Origin of the sequence: Paenibacillus sp. FSL M8-0212 (assembly GCF_038004645.1) — a bacterium.
Lineage (GTDB): Bacteria > Bacillota > Bacilli > Paenibacillales > Paenibacillaceae > Paenibacillus.
On sequence record NZ_JBBORP010000001.1, the window covers coordinates 2,257,962 to 2,272,131 of the forward strand.

At 46.7% G+C, this 14,170-nt stretch carries 13 protein-coding genes and 1 other RNA gene; all 14 read right to left on the reverse strand.

Annotated elements, in window-relative coordinates; all coding sequences use genetic code 11:
- Positions 1–79: 79 nt before the first annotated feature.
- The gene (locus MKX68_RS10020; RefSeq protein WP_340911228.1) at positions 80–1,333 is read right to left on the reverse strand and encodes a mechanosensitive ion channel family protein; all 1,254 of its coding nucleotides are present in this window, start codon (positions 1,331–1,333) and stop codon (positions 80–82) included.
- 148 nt (positions 1,334–1,481) lie between these two features.
- The gene (locus tag MKX68_RS10025) at positions 1,482–2,123 is read right to left on the reverse strand and encodes a polysaccharide deacetylase family protein (protein ID WP_340911231.1); all 642 of its coding nucleotides are present in this window, start codon (positions 2,121–2,123) and stop codon (positions 1,482–1,484) included.
- A 188-nt stretch (positions 2,124–2,311) separates the two neighbouring features.
- Positions 2,312–3,187 (reverse strand): carbohydrate ABC transporter permease, encoded by an 876-nt coding sequence (locus MKX68_RS10030; RefSeq protein WP_340911235.1) that lies wholly within the window; start codon positions 3,185–3,187, stop codon positions 2,312–2,314.
- Between the two features lie 15 nt (positions 3,188–3,202).
- Positions 3,203–4,072, reverse strand: a complete 870-nt coding sequence (locus MKX68_RS10035) for a carbohydrate ABC transporter permease (RefSeq protein WP_017691225.1) — start codon at positions 4,070–4,072, stop codon at positions 3,203–3,205.
- Positions 4,073–4,284: 212 nt separating this feature from the next.
- A complete protein-coding gene (locus MKX68_RS10040; RefSeq protein ID WP_340911237.1) occupies positions 4,285–5,598 on the reverse strand; it encodes an extracellular solute-binding protein in 1,314 nt (437 codons plus the stop codon).
- Positions 5,599–5,789: 191 nt separating this feature from the next.
- Positions 5,790–7,538: a response regulator gene (locus MKX68_RS10045; protein WP_340911239.1), complete on the reverse strand. Its 1,749-nt coding sequence runs from the start codon at positions 7,536–7,538 to the stop codon at positions 5,790–5,792.
- Positions 7,529–9,559, reverse strand: a complete 2,031-nt coding sequence (locus tag MKX68_RS10050; protein ID WP_340911241.1) for a cache domain-containing sensor histidine kinase — start codon at positions 9,557–9,559, stop codon at positions 7,529–7,531. The genes MKX68_RS10045 and MKX68_RS10050 overlap by 10 nt, the downstream gene beginning before the upstream one ends.
- Positions 9,560–10,191: 632 nt before the next feature.
- A complete protein-coding gene (locus MKX68_RS10055; RefSeq protein WP_340911244.1) occupies positions 10,192–10,554 on the reverse strand; it encodes a hypothetical protein in 363 nt (120 codons plus the stop codon).
- A gap of 107 nt (positions 10,555–10,661) precedes the next feature.
- Positions 10,662–11,114 (reverse strand): uracil-DNA glycosylase, encoded by a 453-nt coding sequence (locus MKX68_RS10060; protein ID WP_340911247.1) that lies wholly within the window; start codon positions 11,112–11,114, stop codon positions 10,662–10,664.
- 55 nt (positions 11,115–11,169) lie between these two features.
- Complete coding sequence (locus MKX68_RS10065; protein WP_340911248.1) at positions 11,170–11,370, reverse strand: hypothetical protein; 201 nt, start codon at positions 11,368–11,370, stop codon at positions 11,170–11,172.
- Between the two features lie 62 nt (positions 11,371–11,432).
- On the reverse strand, positions 11,433–12,005 hold the full coding sequence (locus tag MKX68_RS10070) for a zeta toxin family protein (protein WP_340911250.1): 573 nt from the start codon (positions 12,003–12,005) through the stop codon (positions 11,433–11,435).
- Positions 11,998–12,195, reverse strand: coding sequence for a hypothetical protein (locus tag MKX68_RS10075; RefSeq protein WP_133387290.1), 198 nt, complete (start codon positions 12,193–12,195; stop codon positions 11,998–12,000). Before MKX68_RS10075 ends, MKX68_RS10070 begins: the two co-directional genes overlap by 8 nt.
- A 415-nt stretch (positions 12,196–12,610) precedes the next feature.
- Positions 12,611–12,913 (reverse strand): RNHCP domain-containing protein, encoded by a 303-nt coding sequence (locus MKX68_RS10080; RefSeq protein WP_082763030.1) that lies wholly within the window; start codon positions 12,911–12,913, stop codon positions 12,611–12,613.
- Between the two features lie 803 nt (positions 12,914–13,716).
- Positions 13,717–14,081, reverse strand: a transfer-messenger RNA (tmRNA) gene (gene ssrA, locus MKX68_RS10085).
- Between the last annotated feature and the right edge of the window lie 89 nt (positions 14,082–14,170).

The window sequence follows — 14,170 nt, forward strand, 5'->3', positions numbered from 1 at the left end:
AAAAAGCCCTCAACCCAGATGGGTTAACGGCTTATGAGTTGAAAAAGTATATTGGAAAAGGCAAAGCTATGATGAGGCCCTAGTATTCTCGCGCATATTGCTTATCCTCTTTCAGTTGCACAATGTCATGTCCGGTTGGATTCTGGAAGGCCCGCAGTCCAAATGTTGGCGCCACCGCGAAGATATGGTCAAAGATATCCGCCTGAACGTTCTCGTATACCCCCCAGTTGATATCATTGCTGAATGCATAGATTTCCAGAGGCAGCCCGCGATCTTCCGGTGCTAGTTGTCTCACAATCATCGTCATATCCTTATTGATTTTCGGATGATTTCTCAAATATTGATGGATATATTCCCGGAACACACCAACGTTTGTCAGCTGTCTGCCATTCACATTGCTTTCCGTATTCACCTGGTGCTCCATGTTGTACGCTTGAATTTCTTTCAATTTTGCCGTGACATAATCAGTCAGGTAGTGGATTTTCTCAAATTCGGCTACCATCTCTTCTGTACAAAAACGGATACTGCTGATATCAATATAGATACTCCGCTTAATCCTTCTGCCGCCGGATACCTGCATGCCTCTCCAGTTACGGAACGAGTCCGAAATGAGGGCGTAGCTTGGAATCATCGTAATCGTTTTATCAAAATTCATAACTTTTACCGTATTCAATGTAATGTCAATGACGTCACCGTCCGCATTATACTTTGGCATCTCGATCCAGTCACCGACACGAACCATATCGTTCGACGATAGCTGTACACCGGCCACAAGGCCCAGAATCGAGTCTTTGAATACGAGCATTAATACCGCCGATAACGCCCCAAGTCCACTGAGGATAATGAGCGGGTTCTGTCCGATCAGGCTGGAGATGACGATAATGCCCCCGATAATGAAAAGGACGATCTTGGCTACCTGAATATAACTCTTGATTGGGCGAATCTTCGATACCTCATAGGTACGATAGATATCATCGAATACATTCAGCAGAGCATTCAGAACCGTAATCATGATGACAATCATGTACGTCATAGCTGATTTTTCAATCAAAGCCTGATAGGGCGGGAAAATGTAAGCAGAATAATAGATAATAATGGCCGGTACGAGATGTGACAGCTTCTGAAATAAATTTTTCTGCACCACGATGTGGCCCCACTTGAAACGATTGTTACTCACGATACGATGCACCGTCTTCAGTACCACTCGCTTGGCAATAACATTCGCCAGTACCGAGATTAGCGCGATAAAAATAATCATAATCACATTCGAAAGGTATCCAATGGAGGGTTCACTCATGCCGATTTCTTCTAGTTGATTTCTGATAAAATCCATTGTTTCCTCCTGACATAATCTAGTTTAGCCTATTATTATAAAGTAGTTTGAGAGGGCAAGCAAAGTTTGTGCTCCCGCTCCGTTCTTCCTATGCATTATATATATTAAAAAAGGACCCTGTCATTCAAAGAATGATGGGTCCACTTCATTATGTCGTCTTTATATCATGCTCACGAGAAATGTCCAATAACTCACTCACCGTGACCATACGGTACCCTTCCGCGACCAGTTCATCCACCAACACACGAACCGCCTCCACCGTCTGGGAACGATCCCCGTACCCGTCATGGAATATGAGCACGCTGCCAGGTTTCACTACAGACCGGGTATGCTCCAGAATGTGCTCAACGCCGGGATTGTCCCAATCCCTCGCATCACCGTTCACCGCACCAATCGTACGATATCCACGCTCCGCTGCCAGAGACAGTATATCATCGTTTACGCCAAAGTATGGCGGTCGGAAGCTGCGGGCAGGTTGCCCCGTAACTTCTTGAACAAGACGTTCTGCGCGTTGCAGCTCCTCCCCGGCTTCCTCCAGCGTCAGCTTGGTCAGGTCCGGATGCGTGTACGTATGGTTTGCGATCTCATGCCCTTCCCGGTGCACCTCCGCCGCAATCTCCGGGTGGTTCTCCATCTCTTGGCCAATCATGAAAAACGTTGCCCGCCCACCCGCACGGCGGAATATCTCAAGCACTTGAGGTGTATACACCGGATGTGGCCCATCATCAAACGTGAACGCCACAACCTTTTCCCGAACAGACTCCTGCACTACCATCGCGATATTGACCATATTATAATGACCCCTCTCTGCAACTGCCTGGCTACATACCTCCTTATTATTCCATGACCACAGGCTCCGGTCTAGTCCAGAGATCACACCTTGCGAAATTCCGAATCAAGCCGAAACCCACCAGAAAGAGAGTACAGCGAGCGAGCAGCAAGCCCTTCTACCGCCACGCCCTCCAGTCCAGCCTCCAGCTAACCTTTGATCGCACCTGCGATCATACTCTTCTGCACCTGTTTGTTCAGCAGCAGATAGATGACCACCGTTGGCACCGTCGTAATCATCAGTCCAGCACCAATGATACCCCATTGCGTAATGTACGTTCCCACCATCGACATCATGCCCACCGTCAACGTCTGGTAAGCCGTGTTATTGATAAACGTGACCGCAAACATCAGCTCGTTCCAGCAAGACAGAAATGTGAAGATCGCTACAGTTGATATGGCCGGGGTTACCAGAGGCAGAATAATGGAGAAAAACGTCCGGTATATGCCGCAGCCGTCGATAACCGCCGACTCCTCCATCTCTCTCGGGATACCTTTGAAAAAGCTGCCCAGAATGAATACCGCCATCGGAATGCCAAATGCCACATAGGGAATGATCAGTGACCAGTAGCTGTTGAGCAGGCTCAGATTCTTCAAAATAATAAACAATGGCAGCAGCGCCGCATGAATCGGCACCATCATGCCCAGCAAAATGAGTGTCATCGTGAACCCGCTGAGCTTCCAGTTCATTCTTGTGATTGCGTATCCCGTCATGGAGGACAAGATCAGTACCAAGACAATGGAGGCCGCAGTAACCAGCACACTATTCATAAAATAGGTCAGCACATGGCCGTCGGACATTGCTTTGGTGTAGTTGCTCCATAAAAACGCTTTGGGTAACCCGGCCACATCACCGCTGAAGATTTCACTGTTATCCTTCAGGGAAAACAGCGCCAGCCAGATGAGCGGGTAGATCTGCACAATCGCAACGAGGATCAGAAACGCTTGCAGAAACACTTTCCCGATCGGTCCGGAGATGGACCTCGGCTTGGGCTTTTTTTGCAACATGACTTCTACGGTACTCATGCCTTTTGCCTCCCTCTACTCCGTTTTGAACAATGAATTAATGAGGATCGTACACACTAGACACTCCACAATGATAAAGACCGAGATCGCACTGCCATATCCGTACCGGAACGTATCAAAAATGGTAGCGTACATCAGTGTGCTCGGCACTTCAGTTGTATAAAATGGTCCGCCTCCCGTCAGCACATAGATCAGGTCAAACACCTTGAACGCACCGATGACGGAAAAAACGAGGCTTACCTTCAGAATCGGCTTCATTAGCGGGATCATAATGGACCACGCCGTGCGAATACGGGAAGCACCATCCATTCGAGCAGCTTCGAGCACATCCTGAGACACGGACTTTGCTCCTGCATACATCAGCAGCATGTGATACCCCACGTACTGCCACAAGGTCGGAATAAACGATGCCGCCAGCGCGGTGTCCTTCTGCCCCAGCCAGTCCTGTGCCAGGCTGGATAAGCCGATACTTTGCAGCAGCACGTTCAGCAGGCCATAATCGGCATTGTAGATTTTTGACCACAACTGGGCAATAACCACCGTTGAGATCAACACCGGGATAAAATACACGGTCCGGTAGAACCCTTCCCCCTTGACGTTGGACGCCAGAATCAGTGCGAGCACCAGCGAGATTGGCAGTTGAATGAACACCGAAGCACCCGCGAATAACAGGGAGTTTTTGATCGAATTCAGCACACGGGTATCTTTAAACATCTCTACATAGTTGTCCAGGCCGATAAATGTACCCCTGCCCACGCCGTTCCAGTCCAGCAGACTGTAATAACTGGAGACAAAGATCGGAATAAGCACAATGCCGCAGAACAGAAGCAGCGTGGGTAATACAAAGACGGCTATCGTGCCTTTATTGGAAAATACAGAGTTCATTGTTGTTCTCCTCTCAAAGGCGTGACCGGGATTACCGGACCACGCCTTGTTTGGGTTCATCTTCATGGTTAGAAGCGGTAGCATTGCAAGCTCACAAGGTCTATGCGCAAGATATTCACAGGTAATTTGCAAAGCTTGTAGTGTAAGGACCTAAGGCCTGTAAGCATTTAAGCTTATAAGCTTGCACGCACGTATACTTGCCTATCTGTTTTCTATAGACTTAGCTCTGTTGGTTTGAGCTGTGCCATCTGTTTGCAGAACTCCTCCGGTGTTACATCTCCGGCAAGCAGCTGGGCAATCAGGTTTTTGTGCGCTTCGGCAGACTCCGCTGGCAGAATGTTATCCCACCACGCGATGAATGAGGTCGCCGTTTTCATAATATCTGCCGCAGACAGATCAAGGGAGGACAGGCTGGATGTGTCGAGTGCATCGGTTTTCCAGCTTGGCAGACCCGCTCCAGCCAGGAAACCTTGCGTACCAAGCTGCTCACTCAGATACATGAGGAATTCCACGGCTTCCTTCGGATGTTTGGTATTCTGGTTGATGTAGAAACCATCGACGGCTCCGCCAAAGATTTCGGTGTTTGTGCCTTTGCCATCCTCAAACACCGGGAACGGAATCACTTTCACTTTGCCTTTGACTGCGGAGGACGGGTCCTCAATGCCTGCATTCACCCAGTTGGCCTGGAACATCATCGCGCCGTTGCCTGCATTAAATGCCCCAAGCATCTCGTCATAGCTCATGCTGAACATGCTGCTGTTGAACGCTCCTGCTTGCGCAAGCTGTTGCATTTTGGTCGCGGCGGCAACAAAATCGGGCGAATCCCACTTCGACGGATCTTTAAAGGCTTCCATCACTGCAGCATTGCCTGCCTGACGCATCGCAATAATGTCGTACCAGTACATGCCCGGCCAGCGGTCCTTTTCCCCAATCACTGCCGGGGTGATTCCTGCCGCTTTCAGCTTGGTGACTGCATCCAGCAGTTCGTTATAGGTGGTCGGAATCTTGGCACCTGCCTGCTCGAACAATTCCGTATTCACGTAAAGGTTGGCGATATGGGTATACACGGGCAATGTGTAGATTTTGCCGTCCATATTGATGGCCTCCGCCATACCCGGCCCCATTCGTTCTTTGATATCGTCCGTCAGGTAACTTGAGATTTCCAGCACATTGCCGGATTTGATGTACGGCTGCATGAAGCTGCCGCCACCCATGCCATAGAACAGGTCTGGCGCTTCACCAGCTGCAATCGATGTTTTGACTTTGGTTTTGTACTGTTCTCCTGTCGTGCCCGTACGTTCAACCTGAATGTCCGGATGCTCGCTGTTCCATTTTTCAACAATCTCGGGCAGTAACTTGGCCGAAGGATCGGTATTGCCGACCGATTGATCCCACAGCGTCAGCTTGATCTTGCCGTTACTTTCCCCCTGTGCTCCACCGGACGAACCGGATGAACATGCCGCCAGACTGCTTAAAATGCCCAGAGTCAGAATTAGACTTGCTGATTTTTTTAATAGCGCTTTCATCTCTATGGACCTCCCTATGCGTTTTAGTTGGTTCTAGCCCATATTTTAGGCAAACTGTGCGTTGTTCTCCATTTAGAAAACAGGCATCGATTTGTAATATTCGAACATATGTGGAACTGGAAGTGGAAGTGCGTTTACGCTCAAACCATCTCTGCACTCCCCCACACTCCCCATTTTTGCATTTTCATTTTTCAGGTTTTTACATTCCGATACTCATTCATGGATCGGCCGATATGTTTTTTGAACAAGACGCTGAAATAGTGTGGGTCCGGGATGCCTACCTGCTCCCCAATCTCATACCCTTTCATATCCGTCTGTTTCAGCAGCATTTCAGCCTTCTTTATGCGGAGTTGAGTCAGATATTCCACAAATGTCTGCCCGGTTTCTTTTTTCATCAGCCGCCCCAGATGGCCCGAACTTACGTAAAAAGCAGCCGCGGTGCTGGAAAGCCCCACTTCCGCATTGCCCATATTCTCTTCAAGATAAGCGATCACCCGGTCGATCAGATTGCCTTCCTTGGTCTGTCGCTTGGCTTGTATGACATCCGATACGGTGCGGACATGCTGCTCCAGCATGCTTTTTAGTTCGGGCAAATGATCTGCTGTAAAAATGGCCGCAACGGCCTCTTTGTTCAATGCGTGCTCTCCCTCAATCTGCTGCTCTATGGCAGCACGCTGGCACTCCGTAACCACGTCCATGGCTGCCATCCGAAACTGTGAAACGTCCGAAAACTGCACAGACAGCATACGCTCCAGCAACAATACGGCTTCTTCCCCTGCACCAACACTGACGTAAAATTGCAGTTGTTGGAGCAGCTGAGCATCCGAGTGGTAGGGCCTTCTCCCGCCTTCGATGACCAGATCCTCGAAGCAAATGACCTGATTTTTTCCCACAAACGCCTGATAATCAAGTGCACGACAAGCTTCCCGGTATCCCACACAGGCCTTTCCCCATCCTGATTTCCATTGCCCAATCCCTACGGTCACATCAACTTCACACCCTTCGAGCTTAAGCGTATGTTGAAGTTCTTCCTGAAGCTGCTGTACCTGATTGGCAAATTCCGTATCCGCACCAAGTGAGAGCACAACTATCCGGTTATGCGAGTCCATGACGATAATCGTATGCGAATCCTGGGGATAAAAAGCCTGCACCTGCTTCATGCCTACCATTCGCAGCAGAATATGTATTTCCTCAGCGGGTTGTGGATGGGCTTCTGTCTGAGGCTGGCTTAATTGGGGCTGACCGTGTTGTTGTTGAGGTTCTCTTTGGACTTGGTGTGTTTGATGATATGGTTCGGACAGATGTGGACATGCCTCTGATGCAGCTATCTTAGCTTGCGGTACAGCAAGCTCCACCTCCATTACTGCGATGCGTAATCCTGATTCACCAGAAGAGATAGGTATGCCGAAGAAACGCGCCTTCTCTTGTAGTTCATCCTCAGGCATCACATCACTTAACCATTGATTCACAAATCGCTCCCTGAGATAAGGCAAGCTCTGCTTCATCTCCTCCCGCAGTTTCATCAGCTCGTACTCACGCCCCATCTCCTGCTCGATTGCCGCTCGCAGCTTCGCCGTAACCTGTAATAACTCAGAAGCACGTATAGGTTTCAAAATAAAATCCGATATGCCCAGTTTCACACTCTGACGAGCATATTCAAATTCATCATGTCCCGTCACAACCACGATTTTTATGTTTGGGTAACGCTCCATGAGAATGCCGCTCAGTTCAATGCCGTCCATCTTGGGCATGTATATGTCCGTGAACACGATGTCCGGACGCAACAGCTCAACCTGGTTCAAAGCCTCTTCAGCATCGGAGGCCTCGCCAATGATGGTCATGCCTTGCTGCTTCCAATCGATACGCATGCGCAGCAGATTTCGGATGAGGTACTCGTCATCCACAATCAATACCTTTAGTGGTTCCACAGTCAATTCCATGATGCATCGGCTCCCTTCGGGATCGTTATGATAATGGTTGTTCCTTTTCCAACCTCGCTCTGCAGCTTGAGTCCATCTTCTTTATCATAAAAAATGCGAAGCCGCTCCATCGTTCCCCACAAGCCAAAGCTTGGATTGTGTTTAGAGTTAAAAGTAGGATTAGAAGGATTAGATGAGTTAGCAAAGTTAGATGAGTTAGAACGATTAGACCTGTTCACTTCTGTGGGTTGAATCTGCTTCACTTCTTCCTCGGACATGCCGACTCCGTCGTCAGTGATCGTTAGAACTACTCCCTCCTTGGATCGACGAGCTTGAATGCGTATCGTGCCTGGGCTGCCTTTGGGACGAATACCGTGATACAGCGAATTTTCCACCAACGGCTGGAGCACAAGCTTGGGAATCATCACCCGTTCACAGCCTGAATCGATATCGTACTGCACCTCAAATACACCGGGGTATCGTACCTGCTGGATCGTCAGATAATTGCGTACAATCTCAACCTCCTCGTGCAGTGTAATCAGCTCGCGCCCTTTACTGACACTCAGCCGATAGTAACTTCCGAGTGCTTCTAACAGCTCACATACCTTATCGTTCATGCCCGACATCGCCAGGGAGGTAATGGAATCAAGTGTGTTATATAGAAAATGTGGCTTGATCTGCGCCTGAAGTGTATTCAGCTCTGCTCGACGAATCGTCTGTTGCTCCTGAATAATGCGTTTCAACATCTGGTCAATCTGCTCAATCATCTGGTTGTATCCTCCATATAGCTGTGCGAACTCGTAGCTGTTCAGCTCAACCGTCACTTTGCGGAAGTTTCCACTTGGTGCTTTCTGCATGGAACGAAGCAGCTTGTGAATCGGCTTAATGACGCTACGCGAGATGATGAATGAACTGACGAAAAAGACAGTCCCGTTCACCGCCAGTAGAATCAACGCAAGCAGCACCATGGATTTATTACGGGTATCCGTAGCCCGGTATGGACTCATGCTGATGAATTTCCACAGATCATCACCAGCCGAACGATAGGTCACCGCATATTCCTGACCACGTGAATGTAAGGTGATGAAGCCAGAGGGCTGCTCTTGAAAGGTTTGTTTTAACTTGGCCTGATTGGCCTCTAACATCTCGTGCATCCCTTCCTGTCCAGAAGCCACAGATATGGATTCGCCGGATACAGTAGGCACGGCCTTCTTTCCATCGGTAGCGTTGGTTGCGATCACCCGCTGATACTCATCCAGGATAGCCACCTGAAATGAATCCGGTGCAGACAGGTTGGCATAGGCCTGAGCGATTGATTTGCCTTTGATGTTCATGACCAGAAATCCAAGCGGAGACGTATCATCCAAATCCCGAATGAGGCGAATAAACGAAACCACCTCTTGCCCATCATTCTCCCCCGTCGCCGAGACTCCGCTGTCGTTGTTGCCACCATTCAGCCTGAGCAGATATCTTCCGTTATGCTTCAGTGCCTGTTCGTACCAAGGCGCTTCCTTCACATTCGCTTCCATAAACGTGGGCCATTCCTGTGTACCAACCGAGAATCGGTGCCCCGAATTATCGTAAATATATACTGAATCGATAATTGGAACCGCTTGCATAAGATTGGTCAAATACGCGCTGACCTTGGACTGTGTCTGTAAATTGGAGTACACATTGCCCTGCCGCAGCAGGTTCTGCAAGTTGGGATCGGAGAAAATCATTTTCGAATAATTGTTCACGTTCTCGATCATCAGATTAACGTTGGTCTCAATGGATGTAATTGTCTGCAGTGATGCTTCATTGATCTTTCGTTGCGCGTCATTTTCCGAGATTCGATTCAAAACCAACGCACTAAACGCCACCGTTAGCAGAATAATGACAAAGTAGGCAAACGGGATTTTAAAAGCGAGTGTCTTGGGCTTGCGTTGAATGAACGCTTTGAAACGGGGAGTCCAATTCGTCTTCATTGCGCTGGTGTTCGCTTTTGCATTTGCGTTTGCTTCTGCATCAGTCTCAATATCTGATTGGGCTGTTGCTTTCACTTCTATTTTTCATCTCCTTCTTTTACTGCTCCTGCATCTGTTGTTGCATCGTTTGCTCTTTGATTCAATGTGACCCTCCTTTGGTTCCAAGGTGTGATGGGTTTATCGGTTGTGATCGGATGACCTGTTGTGATATCCACCACTCTCTCGGATTTTATACAATTGTATATTATAGGACGGTGTATGGAGCAGGCTCAATTCTTTTTATCGCTTACGGATGGCTTGACTGAGTGAAATAGAATGAGGTTTTGGGGATCTGATCGTTGTGAATGCTGCGGGTAGGGGCCCCTAATTGGAGCCGCAAGGAGTACTGCTTTATATAATGTTGGAGATACAGATAATAAGTTGTGGTTTGTGCCGGATGGAGAGAAAAGCGGGGGAGAGGCGGAGGATCTGAATACACAAAAGACGATGATAAACGTCTACCTTGATATGGCATACTTTTGAGCAAGATTAGAATATTTACGGGCATAATCTTACTACTTACAGAGTGTTGATCGAGTGGTTAAGGTTGGGAAGTCTAATCATGGTCTTCTCGTATGATGGATTTAAGTGGGGAAAATGTCGGGGGCAAACCGCCCTCGGGCAGGACAAGTACAGAGTTCGTTATGGTACGAAACAGCGAATCGTGATTAAAGCGAGAATTCGGTAACGCCTTTTTTGGAGGCATATTTCAGCGTATATCTTCCTTCTGTGCCATAAGGCATCGTAGCGATTTGGATGCGGGTGTAATCCAAACGGCTCTCTCTCAGCACTTTTTTAATTAGCGCTATGCTCCGATCCTCGTCCGTGACCACACAGAAAATGTTCATTACATATTCCTTTGGATCAGCCACACGGCTACCCAGGTCACATCCATCCACCTCTCCCAAATCGGCCTGGGTTAGAACGGTTTCCAGATATTCCATCACCTTTTCCTTCAACCAATGATCTCGTTTGCTGCCCTGCGCGCTCTTCAGTGGATATTGCACCACAAGCCAGTATTTTTCACTCATTTAGCTTCACCAACCAATCTTTATATGATAGGGCATTACGTTATGTGCAGACACTTAGACGATAAGAGTTCATATCTCAGCCTTACACTCCTCCAGTTCAAAATGGGCTAGATCATTGACCTTACTGCTTTTTGGAATTGTACTGCTCTTCCATTTGCAGGATGGGGAACATGATGATATTTAATGAAATGGAAGCTTAACGTGTCTGCTGACTTTCTGCCAATAGCCACGATGTGAGCATCAGGATTTAGTTGCATAAGCTGTCTGGCAAATGGCAAACCATCCTCCAACTCTGCCAAATTCAGCGTTCGATTCGTCATCCTGTTTTCAGAAGATTGATATGGATGAAAGGGATAGATGTTCCAAAATATAAAGTCCGTTGGTTTCCACCTTGAACTGGATAACACTTCACCCCATATAATGGATGCTGTCGGTTCTGCGAAACCATACAGTACCTGAATTCGGTTAGATTTGACGATATTCGGCAGGCTTGTTCGGACACCCGGCTCACCTGAAAAAACCATATGGTGATTCACCAGCGAGTGATTCCCGGTAACCATTCGTTCGGACGTCAAGGGTACGCCGGAGAACCTCGCCCCTTGATATCCCACGGCTTCAGCAATAAAAATGTACCGAGCCTTGGACATTCTTGGTTCCAAATACCTGACCAAATGTTCCGAGCGAATCTTCACCGCTTCGGGGGCCGATATCATAACCCATCACATAATCTCTCCAAGGATTAATCACATTTACTGGCGAAACATATGCTTGTATCCCTGCAACAAACTCGCAGATATGTTGCTGCGTTTCGCTCATGCTTTTTTGCCTCCTTTGGGAGATTACGGAGTTTATCGGGCTTGCATCAGCACAGCCGAGTATCAGTAACCCACAAGAACAGGATTAGACCATGCAGGTATGGATTCAGCGCAGTAGATCAAATTACTCTGTATGATTTCCGCAACAATTAAAGGCTCGTATGTATTATCAATGATGATAACTTGATTCGCAATGGCTAGAGCTGGTTTAAGGTTCTTCAATGATTCACCATATCGATAACGAATATCCTCTTCTGCAATCCAATGACCACCCTGCTCAACACGAGAGGCAACACGATCTATATGCATTTGAACATCCTCAAGACCGATATAATAAACGACAATTTCATAATTGTTTTCTTTTGCTATTTCCATATGTTTTAAAACAAATGATCCGGACAATGTCGTTTCAATAGCGAAGTTTACACCACTTTTAATGAGTGATCGGATTCTTTTTACAGCTTCCCTGCCAGCAGACAGGTCAGCACTGCGTGGATTCTCTGGCTTCAACTCTCTTGCAATTTGATCTGGATCAACAAGTTCACCAAGCCACTCTCTCATTTGCATGCTGAGTGTACTTTTCCCTGCTCCATTTGTACCCGCAAACACAGTCATGACTGGTCTGATTTCACTCATGATATTTAAACTCCTGCCGTTTTCCAGTAGCATCAAATGTAATTTCGAATTTATTACCGGCAGCATCCTCACGAACGCGTTTGTTGTTCTTTATATAATAAATAGAGGCACCTGATTCTTTAGCTTGTTTCCGTGCATGTTGATTTGCTTTTTTTAAAATTTCTTGGAGCTGTTCTCGATTTTCAAACATCTTGAGTCCCCCAATCTAAACTTATGCTTATTATATCATAAACAGAAAAACCACCAACCAGAACACTGGTTAGTGGTGGATAGAAGCTGTAGCAAACTATTGCGGTATAACTTCCTCCCACTGACCATTGGTGGTTTCTTTGTAGATATGAAGGTTTCCATCATATTTTCCCTCAATAAAGTTAGAACCCACTTCTTTCAAGTACGGATCCAAAATAACTACTCCTTTACTCAGTTAAAATTCTCACTGCGTGGATCAGCTGTCGTTGTATCACCCCGTTGCGATTTACCGTTAATACTTACACTTGTCTGTCTCACTATCCAGGTCAAAAGATTTCCAATAGAAATACCCCTTTCAGTTCTGAATCTAAAAGGGGTGGGACTAACCATCATCTAATACTCTAATATGGAAGATTTTATGCCATGAAGCTTAAAATATCGTCTTCTTGTTTCGTATCAACAGCGATTTTATTACGCTGCATTTTTTTGCAAGATGTACATTCATGTACAATTTGATATCCTTTTTTACTAGAATATTCGAGTTGAATGGGCTTCATTAATCCTTTACAACTACTTAAACGATCGCCTGGTCTATTGTCTAGGTGCTTAGAAAATAAGCAAATTGGACAATGATTTCTAAAGCTTCCGTTTGTTAATGGTTCAACATATGCATGACAGTTTTCACAACGGAAACTTGTATTTTCAGTTTTTCTACTCAACGTATCTTCCTCCAAGATGAATTATTTCATCTGAAGAAAGGGTTCCGTTTAGTTTTCCTATCACAAGATAGTTTCAGGCTTTTAAAGGGAAGTGACAAATTCACCGTCTTGTTGTGCAAAACGATTACTTCTAGTTCCTACTTCACAAAAGCATCTTTCATCTTTTGATCCGGACCACGATTGATTTTCAAGTTTTGTATCAACCACTGTAAGACGGACTTACTCCACCTTCCACTAGTAAGTGTTCACCTCTAATCACTGACAAAGGCATTCGTCCCCTAAAAGAACACGTTGGCTTTTATCCAGTAAGTGCATATAATTAGACTCCATTTCTTTGAGATAATAGTTAGTCCCATATTTAATTATAACAAAATATATTCTTAGTGGATATTTAAACAGACTATAAGCCATCACATCAACCGCACCATTCTTGTCCAAATCCACGACCGTTTCAACATTAATTAGCCTACTTTATCTCCTACAATCACAGCGGTATACTTAACAGGATACTATAAACTTCAAAAATCGTTTTTTTCTGCTAGCTAGGTGATACGCTATCTCCTCTATGCCTGAGGTGAACAGAAGAAAATAATAAGCTGAACTAAGTAGAAGCCAGTTGTGGGGGCAACCTAAGGTGACATCAAAACTGATACTTACAGAGGGTACCGCATGTACATCATCAGAGATATATCGTAATTGACGTCAGAGAACCCCGAAGCCCTAGAGCCAAAGCGCTTTACCCTACCACCACATATCCAAGCATGCAAAAACAGCCACCAAATGGTGGCTGTCACTGATACTACTAATGGAGGCGAGGGGAGTCGAACCCCTGTCCGAAGATAACGGCACATAAGCTTCTACGGGTGTAGTCACAGTTTTGATGTCACCCGAGTATCGCCCCGTAACCGGCTATACGTTGGGTCAGCCTGATTGTCTTCTTCAGCACACCCCAGGCGGAGATGTGACAGCGTATCCCACTACTAGTTAGCCCCTATCCCTGTCACATGGGCGATGCAGGGTAGAAGCACGCACACAGTTTCTTAGGCTGCGAAAGCGTAGTTTGTTTGTTGTTTGCCGTTTAATAGGCTTTAGCGTTGATAAAGCGGACGCGTCCCCACTACCCGCTACCCATGCTCGAACTATCCCCGTCGAATCCATAAACGCCCCCTCAATGAAGAAGGGCTCCAGGATTAATCCGTGAATACGGAGCAAAGGTGCTGCACATCTTTTTCCTCCAAGGTAAAAAGATGCTTCTTT

Coding starts and splice junctions, on each gene's coding strand:
- MKX68_RS10020 (WP_340911228.1), bottom strand. CDS start 1,333: ATGGATTTTATCAGAAATCAACTAGAAGAAATCGGCATGAGTGAACCC.
- MKX68_RS10025 (WP_340911231.1), bottom strand. CDS start 2,123: ATGGTCAATATCGCGATGGTAGTGCAGGAGTCTGTTCGGGAAAAGGTT.
- MKX68_RS10030 (WP_340911235.1), bottom strand. CDS start 3,187: ATGAGTACCGTAGAAGTCATGTTGCAAAAAAAGCCCAAGCCGAGGTCC.
- MKX68_RS10035 (WP_017691225.1), bottom strand. CDS start 4,072: ATGAACTCTGTATTTTCCAATAAAGGCACGATAGCCGTCTTTGTATTA.
- MKX68_RS10040 (WP_340911237.1), bottom strand. CDS start 5,598: ATGAAAGCGCTATTAAAAAAATCAGCAAGTCTAATTCTGACTCTGGGC.
- MKX68_RS10045 (WP_340911239.1), bottom strand. CDS start 7,538: ATGGAATTGACTGTGGAACCACTAAAGGTATTGATTGTGGATGACGAG.
- MKX68_RS10055 (WP_340911244.1), bottom strand. CDS start 10,554: ATGAGTGAAAAATACTGGCTTGTGGTGCAATATCCACTGAAGAGCGCG.
- MKX68_RS10060 (WP_340911247.1), bottom strand. CDS start 11,114: ATGGTTACCGGGAATCACTCGCTGGTGAATCACCATATGGTTTTTTCA.
- MKX68_RS10065 (WP_340911248.1), bottom strand. CDS start 11,370: ATGAGCGAAACGCAGCAACATATCTGCGAGTTTGTTGCAGGGATACAA.
- MKX68_RS10070 (WP_340911250.1), bottom strand. CDS start 12,005: ATGAGTGAAATCAGACCAGTCATGACTGTGTTTGCGGGTACAAATGGA.
- MKX68_RS10075 (WP_133387290.1), bottom strand. CDS start 12,195: ATGTTTGAAAATCGAGAACAGCTCCAAGAAATTTTAAAAAAAGCAAAT.